The organism is Faecalibacterium sp. I4-3-84 (assembly GCF_023347255.1).
Lineage (GTDB): Bacteria > Bacillota > Clostridia > Oscillospirales > Ruminococcaceae > Faecalibacterium > Faecalibacterium taiwanense.
Genome location: NZ_CP094466.1, coordinates 2,933,994 through 2,956,436 on the forward strand (window position 1 = coordinate 2,933,994; position 22,443 = coordinate 2,956,436).

General features: G+C 59.0%; 22 protein-coding genes. 20 read left to right on the forward strand and 2 right to left on the reverse strand.

What is annotated here, in order from left to right:
* The first annotated feature begins 22 nt into the window (after positions 1-22).
* The 3 genes from MTP41_RS14565 to MTP41_RS14575 all read left to right on the forward strand — a co-directional run bounded on the left by MTP41_RS14565 (position 23) and on the right by MTP41_RS14575 (position 1,343).
* Positions 23-439 carry a flavodoxin gene (locus MTP41_RS14565; protein WP_005940293.1) on the forward strand — a complete coding sequence of 139 codons (417 nt, stop codon included), beginning with the start codon at positions 23-25 and terminating at the stop codon, positions 437-439.
* A gap of 330 nt (positions 440-769) precedes the next feature.
* Complete coding sequence (locus MTP41_RS14570) at positions 770-1,126, forward strand: nitrous oxide-stimulated promoter family protein (RefSeq protein ID WP_249235809.1); 357 nt, start codon at positions 770-772, stop codon at positions 1,124-1,126.
* A gap of 58 nt (positions 1,127-1,184) precedes the next feature.
* A complete protein-coding gene (locus MTP41_RS14575) occupies positions 1,185-1,343 on the forward strand; it encodes a DUF1540 domain-containing protein (protein WP_005940302.1) in 159 nt (52 codons plus the stop codon).
* A gap of 66 nt (positions 1,344-1,409) precedes the next feature.
* On the opposite strand, the gene MTP41_RS14580 is transcribed toward MTP41_RS14575, so the two are convergent.
* On the reverse strand, positions 1,410-2,024 hold the full coding sequence (locus MTP41_RS14580) for an HAD family hydrolase (protein ID WP_097774864.1): 615 nt from the start codon (positions 2,022-2,024) through the stop codon (positions 1,410-1,412).
* Between the two features lie 130 nt (positions 2,025-2,154).
* On the opposite strand from MTP41_RS14580, the gene MTP41_RS14585 reads away from it, so the two are divergent.
* The 5 genes from MTP41_RS14585 (at position 2,155) to MTP41_RS14605 (ending at position 7,306) form a co-directional block, all read left to right on the forward strand.
* Entirely contained in the window at positions 2,155-2,454 is a 300-nt protein-coding gene (locus tag MTP41_RS14585; RefSeq protein WP_097774865.1) for a PRC-barrel domain-containing protein, read from the forward strand.
* Positions 2,455-2,589: 135 nt separating this feature from the next.
* On the forward strand, positions 2,590-4,527 hold the full coding sequence (locus MTP41_RS14590; protein WP_249235810.1) for an LTA synthase family protein: 1,938 nt from the start codon (positions 2,590-2,592) through the stop codon (positions 4,525-4,527).
* 201 nt (positions 4,528-4,728) lie between these two features.
* A complete protein-coding gene (gene rpsB, locus MTP41_RS14595) occupies positions 4,729-5,451 on the forward strand; it encodes a 30S ribosomal protein S2 (RefSeq protein WP_005940316.1) in 723 nt (240 codons plus the stop codon).
* A gap of 48 nt (positions 5,452-5,499) precedes the next feature.
* The gene (gene tsf, locus MTP41_RS14600) at positions 5,500-6,423 is read left to right on the forward strand and encodes a translation elongation factor Ts (protein WP_249235811.1); all 924 of its coding nucleotides are present in this window, start codon (positions 5,500-5,502) and stop codon (positions 6,421-6,423) included.
* Positions 6,424-6,613: 190 nt separating this feature from the next.
* On the forward strand, positions 6,614-7,306 hold the full coding sequence (locus MTP41_RS14605; RefSeq protein WP_249235812.1) for an alpha/beta hydrolase: 693 nt from the start codon (positions 6,614-6,616) through the stop codon (positions 7,304-7,306).
* 398 nt (positions 7,307-7,704) lie between these two features.
* On the opposite strand, the gene MTP41_RS14610 is transcribed toward MTP41_RS14605, so the two are convergent.
* Positions 7,705-9,432 carry a carbon starvation CstA family protein gene (locus MTP41_RS14610; protein ID WP_097777928.1) on the reverse strand — a complete coding sequence of 576 codons (1,728 nt, stop codon included), beginning with the start codon at positions 9,430-9,432 and terminating at the stop codon, positions 7,705-7,707.
* A gap of 696 nt (positions 9,433-10,128) precedes the next feature.
* On the opposite strand from MTP41_RS14610, the gene MTP41_RS14615 reads away from it, so the two are divergent.
* The 12 genes from MTP41_RS14615 (at position 10,129) to hslO (ending at position 22,185) form a co-directional block, all read left to right on the forward strand.
* Positions 10,129-10,446, forward strand: a complete 318-nt coding sequence (locus MTP41_RS14615) for a YerC/YecD family TrpR-related protein (protein WP_118527870.1) — start codon at positions 10,129-10,131, stop codon at positions 10,444-10,446.
* A 74-nt stretch (positions 10,447-10,520) separates the two neighbouring features.
* Complete coding sequence (locus MTP41_RS14620; RefSeq protein WP_005940334.1) at positions 10,521-10,844, forward strand: hypothetical protein; 324 nt, start codon at positions 10,521-10,523, stop codon at positions 10,842-10,844.
* Between the two features lie 152 nt (positions 10,845-10,996).
* Positions 10,997-11,650 carry an HAD-IA family hydrolase gene (locus MTP41_RS14625; protein ID WP_242702837.1) on the forward strand — a complete coding sequence of 218 codons (654 nt, stop codon included), beginning with the start codon at positions 10,997-10,999 and terminating at the stop codon, positions 11,648-11,650.
* A gap of 42 nt (positions 11,651-11,692) precedes the next feature.
* The gene (locus MTP41_RS14630; RefSeq protein ID WP_249235813.1) at positions 11,693-13,558 is read left to right on the forward strand and encodes an SGNH/GDSL hydrolase family protein; all 1,866 of its coding nucleotides are present in this window, start codon (positions 11,693-11,695) and stop codon (positions 13,556-13,558) included.
* A 55-nt stretch (positions 13,559-13,613) separates the two neighbouring features.
* Complete coding sequence (locus MTP41_RS14635) at positions 13,614-13,835, forward strand: hypothetical protein (RefSeq protein WP_118527866.1); 222 nt, start codon at positions 13,614-13,616, stop codon at positions 13,833-13,835.
* A 95-nt stretch (positions 13,836-13,930) separates the two neighbouring features.
* Positions 13,931-14,671 (forward strand): YjjG family noncanonical pyrimidine nucleotidase, encoded by a 741-nt coding sequence (locus tag MTP41_RS14640; protein ID WP_249235814.1) that lies wholly within the window; start codon positions 13,931-13,933, stop codon positions 14,669-14,671.
* A 35-nt stretch (positions 14,672-14,706) separates the two neighbouring features.
* Positions 14,707-16,602 carry an ABC-F family ATP-binding cassette domain-containing protein gene (locus MTP41_RS14645; RefSeq protein WP_249235815.1) on the forward strand — a complete coding sequence of 632 codons (1,896 nt, stop codon included), beginning with the start codon at positions 14,707-14,709 and terminating at the stop codon, positions 16,600-16,602.
* Between the two features lie 13 nt (positions 16,603-16,615).
* Positions 16,616-17,161, forward strand: coding sequence for a Gx transporter family protein (locus tag MTP41_RS14650; RefSeq protein ID WP_097781894.1), 546 nt, complete (start codon positions 16,616-16,618; stop codon positions 17,159-17,161).
* Positions 17,162-17,302: 141 nt separating this feature from the next.
* Positions 17,303-19,762 (forward strand): endopeptidase La, encoded by a 2,460-nt coding sequence (gene lon / locus MTP41_RS14655; RefSeq protein ID WP_005940355.1) that lies wholly within the window; start codon positions 17,303-17,305, stop codon positions 19,760-19,762.
* Between the two features lie 154 nt (positions 19,763-19,916).
* The gene (gene yihA, locus MTP41_RS14660; protein ID WP_120120069.1) at positions 19,917-20,516 is read left to right on the forward strand and encodes a ribosome biogenesis GTP-binding protein YihA/YsxC; all 600 of its coding nucleotides are present in this window, start codon (positions 19,917-19,919) and stop codon (positions 20,514-20,516) included.
* A 3-nt stretch (positions 20,517-20,519) separates the two neighbouring features.
* Complete coding sequence (locus MTP41_RS14665; protein WP_005940360.1) at positions 20,520-21,269, forward strand: class I SAM-dependent DNA methyltransferase; 750 nt, start codon at positions 20,520-20,522, stop codon at positions 21,267-21,269.
* Positions 21,270-21,273: 4 nt separating this feature from the next.
* Positions 21,274-22,185 carry an Hsp33 family molecular chaperone HslO gene (gene hslO, locus MTP41_RS14670; protein WP_249235816.1) on the forward strand — a complete coding sequence of 304 codons (912 nt, stop codon included), beginning with the start codon at positions 21,274-21,276 and terminating at the stop codon, positions 22,183-22,185.
* The last annotated feature ends 258 nt before the right edge of the window (positions 22,186-22,443 follow it).

Sequence of the window (22,443 nt, forward strand, 5' to 3'; positions counted from 1 at the left end):
GATTTGAGAGAGGACGATCTTTATGAGCAAAGTAGCAGTCGTATTCTGGAGCGCAACCGGCAACACTGAGACCATGGCAAACTGCGTGGCAGAGGGTGCAAACGGCACCATCGTGCCCTGCAGCGAGATGAACGCCGCAAAGCTGGCTGAGTTTGATGCAGTGGCTTTTGGCTGCCCCGCAATGGGTGCGGAGCAGCTGGAGGAGAGCGAGTTCGAGCCGATGTTCTCTGATCTGGAGGGTTCTCTGAACGGCAAGAAGATCGCCCTGTTCGGCTCCTACGGCTGGGGCGACGGCCAGTGGATGCGTGACTGGGTGGAGCGTGCTCAGGGCGACGGCGCACAGGTGCTGAACGGTGAGGGCCTGATCTGCAACGAGGCCCCGGACGATGATGTTCAGGCTGCATGCCGCAAGCTGGGTGCAGATCTGGCTGCATGGTAAACAGGAGAAGCTTCTCTTGACAAACAGAGACGGGTGCGATAAACTATGAGAACACCGGAAAAACGGTGTTTTTGCAGAGCTGGAAGTTAGCAAATACTAACTTTCACGCAAAAACAACAGCCTCTGTACAGAATGCATCAAAACTGCGGCAGGGGACAGCAGACGGAAAGGTCTGCGCTCCTGCCGCTTTGGTTTCAGAAGGCGGTGTATATGGCAGCGGCTGCAGCAATTGGTGTTACGGTAGGCTTTGCATTTTTGCGCCGTGCGGTGCGCCGCGCTGCAATGCGGTCGGACCGTAGAAAAAAATAAGGCAGCAGGAGGCCCCGTCCCATGCAGGATACCCCGAAGAACTTGGATCAGAAGCGCGCAGATGAAAAGATGCTGGTGAGCGAGATGATCGCTCTTTACTGCCGCAGGCAGCACAAAACACCCAAAGGCAGCCTGTGCCCGGAGTGCCGGCAGCTGCACGATTACGCCCTGACCCGCATTGACAAATGCCCGTTCATGGAGACCAAGACCTTCTGCTCGGCCTGCAAAGTGCACTGCTACAAGCCGGAAATGCGGGAGAAGATCCGCGCGGTGATGCGCTGGGCAGGCCCGCGGATGCTGCCGGTGCACCCGGTGCTTTCCATCCGGCATGCGGCAGTCACACTTTGGTCTAAGCGCGAAGCGAAAAAGGCTGGCTGAGTTTTCCAGAATAAACATCCTGCCCGCAGGCCATACTGTGGACAGAGAGGTGATAAATATGGAAAACATCGGCGTTACCTGTGATGTCTGCGAGTGCAGCCACAATGTGAGCGGCTGCAAGTGCGACCTGCCCCAGATCAAAGTGACCGAGCAGTGCACCTGCGATACGCAGCAGGTGGAGACCCCGCACTACTGCCAGAGCTACGAGAAAAAGTAATTCCTAAAGCAGCAAAACAGCTCCTGCCAGAGCATTTCCGGCAGGAGCTGTTTTGGGTCACGGAGGTCAGCGCAGGGCCACATTGCAGGTGGCAAGGCTGCGGATCAGGGTGCCCACGCTCTCCTTCATCCGGATGCCCACGAAGCCCAGCGTGAATGCGGCCTGCACATTGGCCAGATTGTCGTCGATGAACACGCACTCGCTGGCCTTCAGGCCGTATTGATCCAGCAGGGCCTGATAGATGCGGGGGTCGGGCTTGTTGATGTGCACCTCGCAGGAGGCTACGCCGCCGTCAAAGCGGTCCAGCACGCCGCGCTCCTTGAGCAGGGCCAGCACGTCCTCCGGGATGTTGCTGAGATAGTACACGCTGTAGCCATGGTTCTTCAGGCGGCGCACCAGCTCCTGCATCCGGCGGCGCGGGCGCAGGATGTGCAGCCAGTCGTCCAGCACGCCCTGCACCTCAAACTCGCGCCCGGCGGCTTTGGCGTTGCGCAGCATGGCCTGATTGCCGTCAAAGCGGGAGACAAGCCCCGCATCCAGCTGCTTCCACTCCTCGCTGCCAAAGGTCAGGTCGTACACCTGCTCCTCGATCTCTTCATTGCAAATGCGGTCTACCAGATAGGCGCGGGGGGCAAAATCCACCATGACACCGCCCAGATCAAACACGATGCTTTTATACATTTAAAATTTCCTCTGTTTCTCATGGAATGCTCTGCCCACAGTATACCACAATCTGCCATGCGGTTTCCACTGCTTTTTGCATGATGCGCCCGGCGGCTGCATAAGCTGTGGCAGAAAGGGGAGAAGGGCATTGACCATCCGGGAACTGTGTGAAAAAGAGGTGGTGCAGCTGGAGCAGGGGGTCTGCCTTGGCCGGGCCGACGACCTGACCTTTGACCCTGCCACCGCCCGGCTGCAGAGCCTGATCCTGCTGGGGCGGCCAAGGCTGTTCGGATTGCTTGGCCGGGACGATAGCCTGACCATTCCATGGCAGGAGATCGAGACCATTGGCACGGATGCGGTGCTGGTGCACACGGCCCTGCCGGAAGCACCGCCGCAGCCGGAACAGCTCAAATGGTGGCAAAAGCTGCGCGTGAAGCTGGGTTTGTAAATTTTTTGCAAAAACAGGGTGGACTTTTTTGTGGAAGTGACTATAATAATCGCAGAAGCTTTGTGCAAAAAGCGTAAAGAAATGTGCTTTTGCGTATGATCTGAGGTTTCACGGATGAGGAAAGGAACAGGAATTATGAAAACTCCCAAACCGCTTTTGGCGCTGCGGATGGTATTCCCGCTGGCGGCATCGCTGATCGTGCTGCTGCTGGGCGAGGGGATCGCCCGCGGGAGCCTGAGCGCAGACGTTTTTGCAAGTTTTATCTTCCCGCACATCGGGGCTTATCTGCTGGCGTGGCTGCTGCTGTTTCTGGTGTGGCTGCTGCTGGACTGGGTGTTCCGCTGCCCGCCGCTGTCCACGCTGGGCATGGCGGTGCTGGGCTGTGCGCCCTGCGCGGTGAACTTTTACACCCTGCAGCTGCGCGGCGAGCCGTTCCTGCCATGGGATCTGACACAGGTGTCGGAGGCTGCCGGTGTGGCATCCGCTGCGGGCCTCAAGATCCAGCCCAGCATGGTCGTGACCATCATCGTGGTGCTGGCACTGACGGTGGGCAGCTTCTTCCTGTTCCGCGGCCGCCACAAACAGCGCTGGCTGCCCCGGCTGGCGGGCAGTGCCGCCACCGCAGCGGCCCTCTGCCTGCTGGTGTTCGGCGTGTACCTGCAGCCCGCTGTCACGCAGGTGCTGGGCATTACGCCGGATGCATGGATGCAGGACCGCTACTACCGCTACTACGGCGTGATCACCGGCTTTATGACCAACCTCACCAATCTGGAGATCTCGAAGCCCGAGGAATACTCGCAGGAAGCGGTGGATGCCCTGCTGGACAATGCGGACGAGAGCCAGAAGTTTGCCACCAGCCCGCTGTACTCCACCAGCTACAGCGCCGTGACCCCCAAGGACGAGCAGGTGAAGCAGCCCACCATCATCTATGTGATGGACGAGTCCTACTGGGATGTCTCGGAGCTGGAACAGTACGGCATCACCTTTGATACCGATGTCTCCAAGAACCTGCACGCCTTGCAGCAGACCAGCGCCTATGGCCGGGCCTACAGCCCCAGCTTTGGCGGCGGTACCTGCGATGTGGAGTTTGAAGCCCTTACCGGCTACTCGGTATCCTTCCTGCCCAGCGGCAGCAAGCCCTACCAGCAGCATGTGACCAAGCCCATGTTCGCCATGCCCAATTACCTCAAGCTCAAGGGCTACCAGACCGCAGCCGTGCACTGCTTCTGGGCAAAATACTGGAGCCGCGACAAGGCTTACCCCAACCTCGGCTTTGACGATTTTATCAGCCTTGAGGATATGCATGACGTGACCAAGGTGCGCAAGCACTACTGGACCAGCGGCCTTGTCACCGATGATTCCATGGCCGACCAGATCATCCAGCAGTACGAGAGCATGAAGTCCAGCTCGGACAAGCCCATCTTCCTGCACGCTGTCACCATGCAGAACCATACCAATTATAACAAGGACAACTACCCGGACGACGAGCGGGTGAAGGTGCTGTCCCACCCGGCGGGCCTCAAGCCCAGCACCGTGGGCGCGCTGGAAGATTTTGCTACCGGTATCCGGGATGCAGATGCCATGATGGGCAAACTGACCGAATACTTCTCGCAGGTGGACGAGCCGGTCATTCTGGTGTTCTGGGGCGACCACTATAACCCCATCGATTCCAATTACGATGTCTACACCACTACCGGCTATGCCAGCGATTCCAGCGCAGACCCCCGCCTGCACCAGACCACGCTGCTGATGTGGTCCAACTACAGCCAGCAGCAGGTGGACCTTGGCACCATTGCCGCTTACGATATCTCGCCGGTGATGATGGATATTTACGGTCTGGAAGAGCCGCTCTACTTCCAGTTCCTGAACCGTCAGCTGCGCGTGGCCAGCCGCACCAATACCCGCGGAACCACCATGAATCTGGACGGCACCACCACGCAGGAGCCTACCGAGTTCCAGCAGCGGTGGAGCGCAGAGCACTGGCTTTTGCAGTACGACCTGATGTTCGGCAGGGGATACGCCCTGCAGCGCATGGGCCTTGCGGGCCTGAGCGGCGTGGACACAGGCAAATGAGCGAAAAACAGACGATTTCTTTGTAAAAAACAGAGAAAAACTCTTGCAACCGGCGTTTGTTTGTGATATTATAACAAGGCATTACACACGCATCACTATGCCCTTTTGTGCCCAAATGGGTGGAGGGCAGTCCCGAACCGTCCGATACGGCCCGGGATCACGGTGTGCGGAGGCAAAACAATATCTGGAGGTATTTTTACTATGGCAGTCGTTTCTATGAAGCAGCTTCTCGAAGCAGGTGTGCACTTCGGTCACCAGACCCGCCGCTGGAACCCCAAGATGGCAAAGTACATCTTCACCGAGCGCAACGGCATCTATATCATCGATCTGCAGAAGACCGTGAAGAAGCTGGACGAGGCTTACAACTACGTGAAGGAAGTTGCAGCTGAGGGCGGCGACATCCTGTTCGTCGGCACCAAGAAGCAGGCTCAGGAGTCCATCCGTGACGAGGCTCTGCGCTGCGGCATGCACTATGTCAATGCTCGCTGGCTGGGCGGTATGCTGACCAACTTCCGCACCATCCGCAAGCGCATCGACCGTATGGATCAGCTGGCTAAGATGAAGGAGAACGGCACCTTCGAGCTGCTGCCCAAGAAGGAAGTTGCCAAGCTGGAGCTGGAGATGGAGAAGCTGGACAAGTACCTGGGCGGTGTCAAGAACATGAAGACCCTGCCGAAGGCTATGTTCATCGTTGATCCTCACAAGGAGCGCATCGCTGTTGCTGAGGCCCGCAAGCTGAACATCCCCATCGTGGCTATCGTTGATACCAACTGCAACCCCGACGAGATCGATTACGTGATCCCCGGCAACGACGACGCAATCCGCGCTGTCAAGCTGATCGCTGGCGCTATGGCTGACGCTGTGCTGGAAGGCAAGCAGGGCAACCAGGAGGCCGCTCCCGCTGAGGATGCAGCAAACGCCTGATTTCCCATCCCACAAACAACAAAATAACGTGTAAGGGAGAATACGAAAATGGCTATTTCTGCAAAGGACGTTATGGAACTGCGCAAGCAGACCGACTGCGGCATGATGGAGTGCAAGAAGGCTCTGACCGAGGCTGACGGCAACTTCGAGAAGGCAATCGAGATCCTGCGTGAGCGTGGTCTGGCTACCGCTGCCAAGAAGGCAAGCCGTACCGCTGCCGAGGGCATGGTCTACGCTGACTACTGCCCCGAGTGCAAGGTGGGTGTTGTCATCGAGGTCAACGCTGAGACCGACTTCGTCGCCAAGAACGACAAGTTCGTTGCTTTCGTCAAGGAGGCTACTCAGGTCATCATGAAGCAGAACCCTGCTGATGTTGAGGCTCTGATGGCTTGCAAGACCGAGAACGGCGAGACCGTGGACGAGGCTCTGAAGAACCTGATCCTGGTCATCAAGGAGAACATCAAGGTTCGCCGTTTCGTCCGTTACGAGGGCGTTTGCTCTGCATACGTCCACGGCGGCGGCACCCACGGCATTCTGGTCAACTTCGAGACCACCAACGGCATCGAGGCTAAGGACGAGTTCGTTACCTACGGCAAGGACATCGCTATGCAGGTCGCAGCTGCTAACCCCGGCTATGTCGATGAGGCTTCTGTCCCCGCTGAGGTCGTGGCCAAGGAGAAGGAGATCATGCTGGCTCAGATGGCTGGCGATCCCAAGACCGCTAACAAGCCCGAGGCTGTGAAGCAGAAGATGATCGAGGGCAAGATCAAGAAGTTCTTCAAGGAGAACTGCCTGGTCGATCAGGAGTTCGTCAAGGACGGCGACCTGACCGTTGCTCAGTACACCGCTAAGGTCGCTAAGGATCTGGGCGGCGACATCAAGATCGTCAAGTTCACCCGCTTCCAGAAGGGCGAAGGCCTGGAGAAGCGTGCTGACGACTTCGCTGCTGAAGTTGCAAGCATGGTGAAGTAATTTAACTTCCAAAGTTGAATTGGGAGCTGCAGTACCCGTAACAGGGCGCTGCGGCTCCTTTTTGTTTGTGTTTGCCGGGCGGATGTGCTATCATAGAGAAAACGGAAAGAAGGGAGGACGAAAAGCAATGCGCAGTGTAAACAAAACGTCTCTCCGAATGGAGAGCATGATCGGATAAGGAGAATCCCTTATGAAAAAACAAACCATGACTCTTGCGGGCATCCCGGCCATCCTGTACGGCAGCCGGAGCCGGAATGTTTACCTCTATCTCCATGGCAAGAACGGCTGCAAGGAAGAGGCAGAACGTTTTGCCGCTACAGCCTGTGAAGCGGGCTGGCAGGTGCTGGCTATCGACCTGCCCGAGCATGGCGCACGGAAAAACAGCCCGGAACGGCTTCTGCCGTGGGTGGCTGTGCCGGAGATAGAAGCCGTATACGCCCGCATGAAGCCGGTGTGGGCGCATATCCGGCTGTATGGCGTGAGCATCGGCGCGTGGCTTGCCATGCAGGCGCTGCAGGGAGACGCGTCGGAACAGGCCCTTCTGGTCTCTCCGGTGGTGGATATGGAAGCTCTCATCACGAATATGATGCAATATGCCCATGTGACCGAGGAACAGCTGCAGCGGGCAGGGGAGATCCCCACGGATCTTGGGGAGACCCTCTCATGGCCGTATCTGTGCTGGGTGCGGGAACATCCGCTGCACTGGCATGGCCGCACGCAGGTGCTGTATGGTGACAGGGATGCCCTGACCAGCCGCACCATGATCGAGCGCTTCCGTCAGGAAAGCGGGGCGCATCTGACGATCATGGAAGGCGGGGAGCACTGGTTCCACACCCCAGTGCAGATGGCGGTCCTTCAAACGTGGGAAGAAGCAAACCTTTGATTCTTGTGCTTTGCAACTGGGCAGAAGATTTAGAATGGCCTCCGCGTGCGCTCTGGCCATTTCCAGCGGAAGTATTATTTTTATATTTGCAAACCAGCAAAGCCTGCGGGCTTTGCTGGTTTGTTTTTTCACGGGAAAGGTCGTGACCGTACACTGCATTTTTTGTGGTGACTATGCATTTTATCTTTGGGACTCTTTCTGTGAAAAAATGGTTTGAAAACGACCGCAGTCGTTTCCAAACCACAATATCAAATAAATTTTCCTCTGCTTATGGCCAGAGCGCACGCGGAGGCCATTTCAAATCATAGAAGCTTACAGCAACAAAAACTACCGCTGACGGTTTTTACGCCGTCAGCGGCAGTTTGCATTTACAGATTCAGTTCAGCAGGATCTGAAACTCAGACCTTTGCTTCGCTGTTGTGCTCAGCATTCTTATAGGCCTTGAAGGAGTGGAACACGATGTTCAGGCCCAGAACGATCAGCAGCACGGCCAGGATCAGCTGCAGGCCGTTTGCAATGAACACAGCACCCCAAGTGGTCTCGCCAGCGGGGATGGTGACAGCAGCGGCATTGCTGATGGCCTTGACCATGGCGATCAGGCGCTGCACCAGAGCGGTGAAGGTGACGCACAGCATGATGACCAGCGGAGGGAAGATCATCTTGTTGCTGCGGCCGGTGACCTTCAGGAACACGCACAGGGTGGCCAGAACCAGAGCGCTCAGCAGCTGGTTTGCAGAACCGAACAGGGGCCAGATGTTGGCGTAGCCGATCTTGGTCAGCAGGAAGCCGAAAGCCAGAGTCAGGAAGGTGGAGAAGTACACGTTGCACAGCAGCTTGCGCCAGCCCTCAGCATGCTCCATGTCGTCCACGCTGAACAGCTCCTGGAAGCTCATGCGGCCGATACGGGCCACAGCATCCAGACTGGTCAGGGCCAGTGCGGAAACGCACATGGTCATAAACACAGAGGCAAAGTGCTGGTCCAGGCCAAAGCCCACGAAGAAGCTGGCAACGCCGCGGCTGAAGACCTGGAACGGGGTGCCGTCTGCGGGGGTGCCGTCTGCAGCAGCAGAAGCACCGGCCACGCACAGGGCGATGACAGCCAGCAGGCTTTCCAGCACCATGGCACCGTAGCCGACCTTCAGCATATCCTTCTCATTGGTAACGGTCTTGGAGGAAGTGCCGGAAGACACCAGACTGTGGAAACCGGAAACAGCGCCGCAGGCAACGGTAACGAACAGGATGGGGAACATGGTGCCCAGCTTGGCGTTGGTAAAGCCGGTGAACACCGGCAGGTTCATGACGGGATGGTTGACGATCAGGCCCAGAACAGCACCCACGATCATGGCCACGAACATAAAGGTGGTCATGTGGTCACGGGGCTGCTTCAGCAGCCACATGGGCAGGACAGCAGCAAAGAAGATGTACACAAAGGTGATGTAGCTCCATGCAGCCTTGCCCAGAATGATGGGGAAGTTTGCACCCACCACAAAGGACAGCACGATGAATACGATGCTGATCACATTCTCTTTCCAGCCGGTGAAGTGCAGGTTCTTCTGCAGCAGGCCAAAGATCACGGCAAACACCATGAACATGATGGAGACCATGCCGGCAGCACCGTTGGTCTGGGCAGCCTCCACCAGAGCACCGTCAGCACCGTAGGCATTGAAGGTGCCGGCCACCATGTCGGCAAAGGCGGCAATGACGATGCCGCAGAACAGCCAGCAGAACAGCAGGAACAGCTTGCGGCCGGTCTTGCCGATGTACTTTTCGATCAGCATGCCCATGCTCTTGCCGTCGTTCTTAACGGAAGCATACAGAGCGCCGAAGTCGGTGACAGCACCGAAGAAGATGCCGCCCAGCAGCACCCACAGCAGCACCGGCAGCCAGCCGAAAGCAGCGGCCTGGATCGCACCGGTAACAGGGCCTGCACCGGCAATGGAGCTGAACTGGTGTGCAAACACGGTCCAGCCGTCGGTGGGAACGTAGTCCCGGCCGTCCTCATGGACAACTGCCGGGGTCTTGGCAGAGGGGTCGATGCCCCACTTGTTTGCCAGCCAGCGGCCGTAAAGCATATAAGCGCCAAACAGACACACGGCTGCGATCAATACGATGACCAGCGTATTCATTGTTTTTACCTCTTTCCTTTTTTGGCATCCGGCAAATGTCAGCGACATGGGGGCGGCAGGGTGTAAAAAAGGCCCCGTCCTCCTGCGTTCGTTCCATTTGGGACGAACCATCGAAGACGAAGGCCTTCACATACACTGCACATCGTGTATAGAATACTCCGCGATACCACTTCGTTTGCTGCACAGGGCAGCCACTCCCAGCGTACATACATACGCAGCCCCGTAACGTGGGCAAAACGGCCATGCATTACTGGAAGGCGGGGTCAGCGCCTTTGTTCACACAGGCTGCTCGCAGGGGAGAACGCTTTGCTCCTGACTGCTGCCCTTGCATCAGATGGGCGGCTCTCTGGGAGAGGGTGCTGCAAAGAATCATGTCCTGTTCATCGCATTTGCCGAATGATTGTCCGTATTTTAGTGCGGGATTCACAAATTGTCAATATCTTTGGCACAAGTTCGGAGGATGCACTAATTCAGAAAAGCGTTCTGCAAGAATTTTTAGATGATTTTTGTTCATGCGTGAAACGAAGAAAACTATACACACAAACGGATGAAAAGAGTTCACGCCAAGGACTTGACTTTCACACTTTGATGTGCTAAAGTGGTGATGCAAGAAAGAACCTGAACATTTCCGGAACATTTAAAAGAGGGAACGCTCCCAAAACCGGACAGGCCGCTGCGGCGGCAAGGAGAACATTCATGGCAGATAAAAATTCCAGAAGAAACCAGACCACCGATGCACTGTTTGATGCCATCCTCAGTCTGGAAACGCGGGAGGAGTGCTACAACTTCTTTGAAGACCTGTGCACTGTAAAGGAGATCTCGGATATGGCGCAGCGGCTGGAAGCGGCAAAAATGCTGCTGGACGGCAGGACCTACGATCAGATCGTGAAGGCAGTGGAGATCAGCACGGCCACCATCAGCCGCATCAACCGCTGCATCCAGTACGGCTCCGGCGGCTACCGCGAGACTATCGAAAAGGTGCGCGGCACCCAGAACCCTAAAAAGCAGGAGTAACACCGGCGTACCCGGCAGACATAGAATGGGGCGTACACCGCCCCTGACCGGATGAACGAAAGGAAGGTTTTATCATGTCTGCTGAGAACTGTATCGATACCACCCGCTGCCCCTGCCCCTGCCTGCCCAAGGTGACGCTGGAGCAGGCGGTCGTTGACCTTGTGGAGAGCATCGCTCTGCAGGAAAATGCCCTGAGCCACATCCTGTGTGCCGAAAGCCGGAAGATGGATGCCGCCATGAAACTGGACGGTCTGGACCTGTGCAAGCTGCTGGAAGTAAACGATTCGGCCACCAACATGGTGCACGCCGTGGCAAACCTGGAGCTGGTGCTCAAGGATAAGCTGGAGTTCGTCTCCAACAACCTGTACTATCCGCCTGCGGATGCCGCAGCGAAGTAAGAAGATGCGGAAAGGCCTGTCCGGATGCCGGGCGGGCCTTTTCTCTGCTTGAATGCATAATTTTTGTAAAAACCATTTGTTGGAATTGCTGATAACGGGATTCTGTGCTATACTATACAATGTATCACCATGAAAGTGAGGAAATTTACAAATTGCTGAACTACGATGCGATCCTGTTTGATGTGGACGGGACCCTGATCGATTCCGCTCCCGGTATCATAAATACATTAAAAGAAGTCTTTGCCAGGATGGGCGTGGACACCACAAATGTGAACCTGCGCCGCTACCTTGGCCCGCCGCTGCGCAAGAGCTTTGGTGAGCACTTTACCGACCCGGCCCTCATTGAAAAGGCCACCGACCTGTACCGCGACAGCTACGCCGTCAAGGGCAGCCACGAGTGCGCCGCCTACCCCGGTGCAGCAGAGATGCTGCAGCGCCTGAAGGACGCGGGCCTTGTGCTGTGCACCGCTACCTCCAAGCCCACGCAGGTCGTCACGCCCATTCTGGAAGAAAAGGGCCTTGCAGGCTATTTTGATTTTATCGGCGGCGCGTCCATGGACGAGAGCCGCGACACCAAGACCGACGTGGTGCGCCATGTGCTGGCCCAGCCCATGATGCAGGGCAGGCGGGTGCTGATGGTGGGCGACCGCAACGACGACATGCGCGGCGCTGCGGACTGCGGGCTGGATGCCGCCGGTGCGCTGTACGGCTACGGCAGCAGGGAAGAGCTGGAACCCTTCCACCCGGTGCTGCTGGCCGAAAGCTGCGCCAGCCTTGCAGACCAGATCCTGAACGGACAGGCATGACCGGAAGGCCCTGTGCCGGAAACGAAGTGAATGGTGAGAGATATGAGAAATACACGACCGGAAAAGCAATCGCTTACTCCTATGCAGAAGCAGGCTGTGCTGGTGTGCAGTGTGTGCGCGCTGGCAGCCATTCTGACCATTGCCATTACCATGACGCTGCTCAAGCGCGGCAAGAACCCTGCGGCCCCGGTGGAACAGCCCTCCAGCGAGGTGCTGGTGCCGGGCGAAGAGGATATCTCGGATCACTACCAGATCAGCGAGACCTCTGCCGCCCTGCTGCCGGAGACCGCCGACGCGGGCGAGAGCTACCAGAAGGAAACGCTGTTCCTCGGCGATTCCAACACGGTGCGCCTGTACGCCAACGGCCTGATCAGCCTGCAGCAGTTCTGCGCCAAGGAGGGCATTGGCACCCATGCCGCCCTGAACGAGGGCATCGTTACCTTTAAAAAGGACAGCAGCACCTACACCATCGCGCAGGCCGTGGCCAAAATGAAGCCCCGCCGCGTGGTCATCATGCTGGGCACCAATGATACCGGCATGAGCGTGGACGAGTTCATCAAGAACTACACCGCGCTGGTGCAGGCCATTCAGGAAAGCTACCCCTACACCGACATCATTGTGAACACGGTGCCGCCGGTGCCTGCAAACCACGCAAACTACCCCCACATGGACCAGACCAAGATCGACGACTTCAACATGGCCCTGCTGTCCATGTGTGAGCAGATGGGCCTGAAGTTCCTCAACAGTGCCGAAGCGCTGAAGGATGCCAACGGCTATGGCCGCGAGGATTACTACCAGACCGGCGATATCCACCTGAAGCCCGTGGGCCTGAAGGCCATGCTGAGCTATCTGCGCACCCACGCTTACCAGACCGACGACCGCCGCCCGGACACCGCCAACATCCCCACCCGCGCCGAGTATACCCCGAACCCCAGCTCTGCGGTGACAGCACCCAGCAGCTCGGAGGCTGCAGGCTCTTCCGAAGAGCAGGGCGTGCTGTATCAGGCCAGCTACCGGGTGGACAAGACCGGCGGCACCCTTTCCAGCGGCAGCGACAGCGGCAAGACATCCCTCTCCTATGAAGTGACCAGCGCCGCCCAGTCCATCAGCGTGACGGCTGTGCCGCAGGACGGCTATGTGTTCGTCAAGTGGAGCGACGGTGTGACCCAGAAGACCCGCACCGATACGAACTTCAAGCAGAACGTGGACGTGACCGCCGTGTTTGCAGCGGCTTCCGTGCATATCAGCAGCACCGGCAAGGCCGTGCTGGGCGATTCCTACACCTTTACCGCAAAGCTGAGCGGCAAGCACCTCACTGCCGACAGCATCCGCTGGTACGCCAACGGTGTGGAAGTGCCGCAGGCGGCGGGCAAGACCACCGTCAAGGTACAGATCGACCCCTCCATGCTCGATGCGACCTTTAAGGTGTACGCAGTGGCAAGCTACAACGGCTGCACCGTTACCAGCAACACCCTGAATGTGACGGTCAGCGGCGTAAGCTCCGGCAGCTCTTCGTCCGGCTCCGGCAGCAGTTCCGGCTCGTCCGGCAGCACGTCGGGCAGCAGTTCTTCCGGCAGCACCAGTTCTTCCGGTGCATCGTCCGGCACCACCTCCGGGGCATCCTCCGGGGCTACATCCACCTCCGGCAGCTCGTCTCACAGCTCTTCCAGCAGTGAGAGCACGGCTTCCCCGGCAGGCTCGGCTTCTGCTTCCAACGGAACAGCCAGCTCTTCCCATAGCACCAGCTCGTCCCACGCGGACTCTGGTGAGAGCAGCTCGGCTTCCCATAGCAGCTCCAGCAGCGAGAGCAGCTCTGCAAGCTCTGGCAGCTCCCATGCGGCTTCGGAATCCAATGCCAGCAAGGAAGCCGCCAACGAGCAGTCCGCATCCACGGACTCCGCGTCCTGAGGCTGTCACCCCGGCCTGCTGTGCCGCATAGGCTGGCAGGAAGGGAGGCGTTTGCATGTACTACGAGGAACCCCGCATCCCGGCGCTGCCCGGGGAAGAGAACGTGACCGACGGCAGCGTGGACGATTACGGCACCGACTGGGAGAACGTGGACAACGGCGCGCTGGAAGAGGAAATGGCAAAGTGTGCTGCCACCCCCTGTGATGTCAAAACCACCTGCCCGGACAACGACCCGGAGCAGACGGACGTACCACCGTACGAAATTGTAACAGAATGATGTGAAGCCAGCTCTGTTTACGGCAGGGCTGGCTTCTGCCTGTTGTTGAGCGCATGGCAGCTGAGGCCATGGCAGAAGGAAAAGAGGGAAGGTTTATGGCAAAATATTATTGCGTGCTGTTCGATGCAGACAACACCCTGCTGAACTTTGACGCAGCCGAAAGCAAGGCACTGGCCGAAACGCTGGTGAACTACGGCATTGAGCCGGACGCAGAAACGGTGCAGACCTACCGCACCATCAACTCGGAGCTGTGGCGGCAGCTGGAAAAAGGCCAGATCAAGCGGGAAAAGCTCATGGCGGAGCGGTTCACCCGCTTTCTCAAGGCCATTGATGCCGCCGGTGACGGCGTGGAAATGAACCGCTTCTATCTGGAACAGCTCTCCACCCACCCGGATCTGATGGGGCCGGAAGTGCTGGATGTGCTGCGGGAGCTCTCCGAGGTGGCGACGCTGGCCGTTGTGACCAACGGCTTCCAGAAGGTGCAGACCCGCCGTCTGGCAGAAAGCGGCATCCTGAACTTTATGGAGGATGTATTCGTCTCCGAGAAGATGGACGCCGAAAAGCCCAACCGGAAGATCTTTGACGCAGCCCTGCGCGCCCTTGGCGTGGAGAACCGGGAGCATGTGCTGATGGTGGGCGACGGCCTGAGCAGCGACATTCAGGGCGGCGCGAATGCAGGTCTGGACACCTGCTGGTATAATCCCAATCACGCTGAGAATCCCGGCAAGGTGGTGCCCACCTACGAGATCGCAGACCTGAAGGAGCTGTATCCTCTGGTGATGGAGCAGGAAGAGCTGGCCAATGTGGGCCTGAAAAACCGCCGCCACCAGTGTTGAGCCAACAAGTGGATAGAGAACGGGATCATAAAACTATGCTGATACATTTGGAAAAACTAGGCAAGAGCTTTGGCGAAAAGATCGTCCTGCATGATGTGACCGCCAGCGTCGAGCGGGAGGACCGCATTGGCATCGTGGGCCAGAACGGCGCGGGCAAGACCACCCTGCTCAAGATTTTGACCGGCGAGTACCAGGACTACGAAGGTGAGTTCAGCGTGACCCACGGCGTGACGCTGGGCTATCTGGAACAGAACGCAAAGCTGGATGCCACGCTGGATCTCTACGGCGAGATGCGCTCCACCTTTGCCCCTGTGCTGGATGCCATGGCCCAGATGCAGGTGCTGGAACGCAAAATGGCCGCAAACCCGGAGGATGCCAGCCTGCTGGCCCGGCACGACCAGCTGCAGAACATCGTGGATGCCGCCGACGGCTACAACATGGATGTGAACATCAAAAAGGTGCTGTCCGGCATGGGCTTTGCGCAGGATACATGGCAGAAGAACATTGCGGTGCTCTCCGGCGGCGAGCTGACGAGACTGCGGCTGGCCAAGCTGCTTTTGAAAAAGCCGGATGTGCTCATTCTGGACGAGCCCACCAACCATCTGGACTTTGCCACCATGGAATGGCTGGAAAACTACCTCAAAAGCTATTCCGGTGCGGTGCTGGTGGTCAGCCACGACCGCTACTTCCTCGATAACGTGTGTACGAAGATCTGGGAGGTCTCCTTCCAGACCATGACCACCTACAAGGGCAACTTCTCGGCCTACCTGCCCCAGAAGGAAGCCGCCGATGCCCTGCGCCAGAAGCAGCACGATGCAGATGTGGCACTGGCCGAAAAGCTGCAGGACTATGTGGACCGCAACCTTGTGCGCGCCTCCACCACCAAAATGGCCCAGAGCCGCCGCAGGCAGCTGGAAAAGCTGGAGATCACCGAAGCGCCCAAGGACGAGACCAACCAGCTCAAGTTCCGGTTTGAATATGACGTAGAACCGTGGAACGAACTGGTGCTGCTCAAGAACCTGACCATCAAAATAGGGGAGCGCACCCTGCTGGAACCCTTTACCTACACGGTGTGCCGCGGCCAGCGGCTGGTGATCGCAGGCCCCAACGGCGCGGGCAAGTCCACCCTGATGCAGGTGCTGGATGGCAAGCGCCGCCCCTCCGGCGGCATGGTGCGGCTGGGCACCGGCGCACGGCCCAGCATCTTTGCCCAGCAGCAGAACCGTCTGGGACAGGGCCGGGTCATCGATGTGATCTGGAACAAGTACCCCCGCATGACCGAGCTGGAGGTGCGCAGCCATCTGGCAAAGCTGGGCTTCCGGGGCGAGACGGTGTTCAAGCCCTGCGAGGCGCTTTCCGGTGGCGAGCTGGCCCGCCTGCGCTTTGCGGAGATCGTGCTGGAACGGCCCAACCTGCTGTTTCTGGATGAGCCCACCAACCATCTGGACATCTACACCCGCGAAAATCTTACCGAGGCCCTCATGGCCTACACCGGCACGCTGCTGCTGGTCACCCATGACCGCCACCTGATGAACAGTCTGGCCTGCCCCATTCTCTACCTTGAGGACGGCAAGGCCACCCTCTACCCCAGCTACGATGCCCTGATGGGCCGCAGCGCCCCGGCCCCTGCCGTGCAGAAGGCCGCCGAACCGGCCAAGACCGGCTACGGCAGGGAGCAGCGCCGCCGCCGCGCAGAGCTGCGGGCCAAGATCAAGGCCTGCGAGGACGAGATGGAAGCCTGCGGTGCACGCGAAGTGGAGCTGGACAACGAGATCAACTCCCCGGAGGTGTACAACGACCCCGACCTGCTGCGCCAGAAGAGCGACGAGCTGAGCGACCTGCGCTTCCATCAGGAAGAGCTGTTTGCCGCGTGGGAAGCTGCCATGGAAGAGCAGGAAAGCTACGAGCAGAGCCAGCAGACCGAAGAGTAAAGGAGGGTGCAGCATGCCCCAAAACAGACGCAGTTACGAAAAAACGCGCCGCATCGCCCTTTCCGGCCTGCTGTTTGCGCTGGCCATGGCACTTTCGTTCATTGAGGGCACGCTCACCATCCCGGGCCTTTTGCCGGGCATGAAGCTGGGCCTTGCCAACATCGTGGTGATGTACGCGCTGTTTTTCATGGGGCCGAGGCAGGCGCTGGTGCTGGATGTGCTCAAGGCACTGTTCGTGTTTCTGGTGTCCGGCTTCACGGCGGGCTTTCTCTCGCTGTGCGGCGGCCTTTTGTCCCTGCTGGTGATGTGGGTGCTGTACTATCTGCTGCCGGTGCGGCCCACCTGGTTCATCCTGTCCGTATGCGGCGCACTGGCCCACAACATCGGCCAGCTGCTGGGTGCAGGCGTGATCATCTCGTCCTCGCTCTCGTTCTACTATGCGCCGGTCATGCTGGTGCTGGGCCTTGTGATGGGCGCACTGACCTCCATCACCCTCAAGGCCCTGCTGCCGGCTCTTGGCAAAATGGGCTTCTCCACGCAGGAAAAGCGGGGGGAATAACCAACCGTCCATGCATCACAGTTGCATTTTGGCCGGAAATCAGTATAATAAGGAAACAACCTGCTATTTTAAAGATAAAATCTCTTGCATACAGCGCTGCCGCCGTGGGAAAGTGCGCGGCAGCCGGGAGGTGTTTGCACTATGAGTGAAAAAGTTACCATCAAGGTGGAGCGCAAAAAGCTGCATCTGCCCACCATCGCCCTGCGGGGGCTGGTGGTGTTCCCCAACAATCTCGTCCACTTTGAGGTGGGCCGCGAAAAGAGCATTGCCGCCGTGGAGTGGGCAATGGCAAATAATTCCAACGTGTTTCTGGTGGCACAGAAGTCCATGGACACCACCGAGCCGCAGCAGGCAGACCTGTTCAGCTACGGCGTGGTGGCCGAGGTCAAGCAGGTGCTGCGCGTCTCCGGGGACCTTGTAAAGGTCCTGGTGGAGGGCAAGTACCGCGCAAAGCTCAGTGCACTGGATGCCAGCGGCGATTTTCTGCTTTCGGAGGTGCGCCCGGCCCCGGTGCGCGCAGGCAAGGCCGACGATGCCGTGGAGACCGAAGCGCTGCTGCGCGCCCTCAAGGCCGGGTTTGACGAGTACCTTGGTATGAACCCGCGCCTTGGCAAGGACGTGGTGTTTGCCATCGTTTCCAGCGACGACCCCGCCTTCCTCAGCGAGTACATGCCTGCAAACCTGCTGTTCCGCTACGAGGACAAGCAGGCCGTGATGGACGAGGGCACCCTGAACGGACGGCTGAAAAAGCTCATCGAGATGCTGCGCCGTGAGTGTCAGGTAATGAAAATTGAAAAGGAGATCGCGGAAAAGGTCAACGAGTCCATGGACAAGAACCAGCGCGATTACTACCTGCACGAACAGCTGCACATCATCAGCGACGAGCTGGGCGAGGGCGACGACACCCACGCCGAGGCCGACGAGTACCGCCGCAGGATCACCGGGCTGCACCTTGCCGAGGACAGCGAGAAGAAACTGCTCAAGGAAGTGGACCGCCTTGCCAAGATGCAGGGCTCCAATCAGGAGGCAACGGTCATCCGCACCTATCTGGACACCTGTCTGGACCTGCCGTGGAACACCTTTACGGTGGACGACCTTGATATCAGCCGCGCACAGCAGATTCTGGACCGCGACCACTACGGCCTGAAAAAGGTGAAGGACCGCATTCTGGAAACGCTGGCCGTGCGCAAGCTGGCACCGGACGTGAAGGCACAGATCATCTGCCTTGTAGGCCCTCCGGGCGTGGGCAAGACCAGTATTGCACGCTCCATCGCCGAAAGTCTGGGCCGCAAGTATGTGCGCATCAGCCTTGGCGGCGTGCGGGATGAAGCCGAGATCCGCGGCCACCGCCGCACCTATATCGGCGCGATGCCCGGCAAGATCATCACTGCCATGATCTCTGCCAAGAGCGCGAACCCCCTCATGCTGCTGGACGAGATCGACAAGCTGGCAGGCGACTTCCGCGGCGACCCGGCCGCAGCCCTGCTGGAAGCGCTGGACCCGGAGCAGAACAGCACCTTCAACGACCATTTCATCGATATCCCGTTCGATTTGAGCCATGTGCTCTTTATCACCACCGCCAACGATCTGGGCAGCATCCCCGGCCCCCTGCGCGACCGCATGGACGTGATCGAGCTGCCCAGCTACACCCGCGTGGAAAAATACAACATTGCCCGCAAGCACCTGCTGCCCAAGCAGCTCAAGGCCTGCGGCCTGACCGGCAAGGTCACGCTGAGCCAGAGCGCGCTGTACGGCATCATCGACGGCTACACCCGCGAGGCCGGTGTGCGCAATCTGGAACGCACCATCACCAGCGTGCTGCGCAAGTGCGCCCGCAAGATCGCCGCAGGCGAGGTGGAAAGCGTCTCCGTTACCGGCACCATGCTGGAACAGCTGCTTGGCCCCCGCTTTGTCAAGCCCGACTTCCTCAACCGCACCAACGCGGTGGGCATCGCCAACGGTCTGGCATGGACCAGCGTGGGCGGCGAGACGTTGCCCATCGAGGTGCAGGTGATGGACAACGGCAGCGGCAAGATCACCGTCACCGGTTCGCTGGGCGACGTGATGAAGGAGAGCGCTCAGCTGGCCGTTACGTGGGTGCGCGTGCACGCCGCCGAGTACGGCATCGACCCGGAAAAGCTCAAAAAGTGCGACCTGCACATCCACGCCCCGGAGGGCGCAGTGCCCAAGGACGGCCCTTCTGCCGGTGTCACCCTGACCACGGCGCTGGTGTCCTGCCTGTCCGGCATCCCGGTGCGCGGTGATGTGGCCATGACCGGCGAGATCACCCTGCACGGCAACGTGCTGCCCATCGGCGGCCTGCGGGAAAAGAGCATGGCGGCCTACCGCGAGGGCATGAAAACGGTGCTCATCCCCAAGGACAACGAACCCGACCTGTATGAGGTGGACGACGAGGTGAAGAAGAACCTCACCTTCCTGCCCATGCAGAGCCTGACGCAGGTGCTGAACGCGGCCCTGCTCAAGCCCCAGAACGCAAAGAAGGCCAAGGCTCCCAGCCGCACCCATGCAAAGAAAAAGGCGGCAGACGCCGCCATCGTGCCGCCCACCGCAGAAAAGCCCCAGCCCGGCGCGGTGTGCTGAGAATAGGGCAGGGCGGCAGATAGCTTTCTCCGCGAACAGCCCGGGACTCCAGTCCCGCCCCAACGCTTGCGCGCCGGGGCCCCACCCCCAGGACATTCGCTGGAGAAACTATCTGACGATCCTCCGATCCCCTTATCAAAGAAAGGAAAGCTCCATGAATTACAACAAAGCTGATTTCATTGCCAGCTACGGCATTTCCAGCCAGCTGCCCGAGAGCGACCGCCCGGAACTGAGCTTTTCGGGGCGGTCCAACGTGGGTAAATCCAGCCTCATCAATAAGCTGTGCAGCCGCAAAAACCTTGCCCGTGTGTCCAGTACGCCGGGCAAAACGGCCACCATCAATTTCTATTCGGTGGACGACTGCTACTTTGTGGACCTGCCCGGCTACGGCTACGCCAAGGTGAGCAACGCCGACCGTGAGCGCTGGGACGACCTGATCAACAGCTACTTTGAAGCACCCCGCCACCACACCCTGCTGGTGCAGCTGCTGGACTGCCGCCACGCCCCCAGCGCCGACGATGAGCAGATGCTGCGCTATCTGCATTATCACCAGATCCCCTACGTGGTGGCCCTGACCAAGGCCGACAAGCTCAAAAAGAGCCAGCTGGCCAAAACGCTGGAAGACTTTGAGAACTTCTGCCGCCCCTATGGCTGCCAGAAGGTGGTGCTGACCAGCGGCGAGAACGGCTACGGCATCCCGGAGCTGCAGGCGGTGCTCAATGCCGCTGTGGCCGGGGAACAGGAAGCGGAGTAAACCATGGCCTACAACGAATTTGCCTATTTCTACGATGAATTCAACGGCGAGGCCGATTACGATGCCCTGTATGCCCACATCCATGCAAAGCTCAAGGAGCACGGCATCCACGACGGCATCCTTGCCGACCTTGGCTGCGGCACAGGTGAGCTGACGTTGATGCTCACGCAGGCGGGCTATGATATGATCGGCATTGACCAGTCCGAGGAGATGCTCTGCGTTGTGCGCGATAAGGCCGAACAGCTGGGCCTTTCCGGCAGGCTGCTGCTGCTCCGGCAGGATCTGCTCAAGCTGGATCTGTACGGCACCATCCGGGGCGCGGTGTCCACCTTTGACACCTTCAACCACATCCCGGATCTCGACACCGCCATTGCCAACGCGGGCTTTTTCATGGAGAAGGGCGGGGTGTTCCTGTTCGATATGAACACGCCCTACAAGCACCGGAACGTGCTGGGCGACAACGCGTTCACCTTTGAGGAAGAGGATGCCGCCTGTGTGTGGCGCAACCACTACGATGCCGCCAACCGCCGCGTGGAGATCACCGTGGACATCGACTACCACGAGACCGGCGAGCACTTCCACGAGCAGTTCTGCGAGTACACCTATGACCTTGACACCATCCGCACCGCGCTGGAAAAGCACGGCTTTGCGCTGGAAAGCGTCTGCGACGGCGAGACCTTCGGCCCGCTGACCGAGGACAGCCAGCGCTATTTCTTCTGCGCAGTCAAGCAGTATACACAATTGGAGGGATAACTTTATGGCAAATCTGATCCGCGGCCTGTCGGAGAACGGCGGGGTCGTGTTCTGCGGCGTGGATTCCACCCAGATCGTCCGCAAGGCCGAAAAGCTGCACACCACCAGCGCCACCTGCAGCGCGGCACTGGGCCGTCTGCTCACCGGCGCGGCCCTGATGGGCTCCATGCTCAAGGACGACCGTGACCAGATCACCCTGCGTGTGTCCGGCGGCGGCCCGGCGGGCGTGGTCATTGCCTGCACCGACGGCACCGGCAACGTGAAGGGCTGCATCGATCACCCCTTGGTGGAGCTGCCCGCAAAGCCGAACGGCCACCTGGATGTGGGCGGCGCTGTGGGCAAAGACGGTGTGCTCACCGTCATCCGGGATAACCGTCTGCAGAAGGAGCCTACCGTGGGGCAGGTGCCGCTGGTCTCCGGCGAGATCGCCGAGGACCTGACCGCCTACTACGCCTACAGCGAGCAGGTGCCCACCGTCATGGCGCTGGGCGTGCTGGTGGACAAGGACCTGTCCATCCTGTGCGCAGGCGGCTTTATGGTGCAGCTGCTGCCCGGTGCCACCGATGCGGAGATCGATCAGCTGGAAAAGAATATCGCGGCCATGCCGTCCGTCACCACCCTGCTGCACGAGGGCAAGACCCCCGAGGACATGATGCAGCTGGCGCTGGCGGGTTTTGCCCCCAATGTGCTGGACGAGCGCGATGTGCACTACCAGTGCGACTGCAGCGCCGAGCGCACCAAGGAGATGCTGTTCAGCCTTGGCCGCAAGGAGCTGGTGAGGATGCGCGACGAGGACCCCGCCTGCGAGGTGGTGTGCCACTTCTGCCACAGCAAGTACCAGTACGACCTCGACGACCTGCTTGCCGAGTACGACGCACAGGCGGCGGAACGTGCCGCTGCAGAGCAGGGGACTTGACAAACCGCTAAAAAACAACTATACTACAAATAGAAAAGGCGCTGTCCGCAATGGTCAGCTTCCCTTCGGCTAAGGAGTCAATAAGAATGACCGCTCAGGTTTGGGAGTCTGGGGCGGTCATTTCTTATTGTTATGGATCTCTTTGAAGATTGCCCATGCGATCTGAAATGTAATCCCAACTGTGCCGCCAACAATGACGAACAGCTGCAGAACATCGTTCAACACCATGATGCATCCCCCCTTCCGCGTTTGCGAACG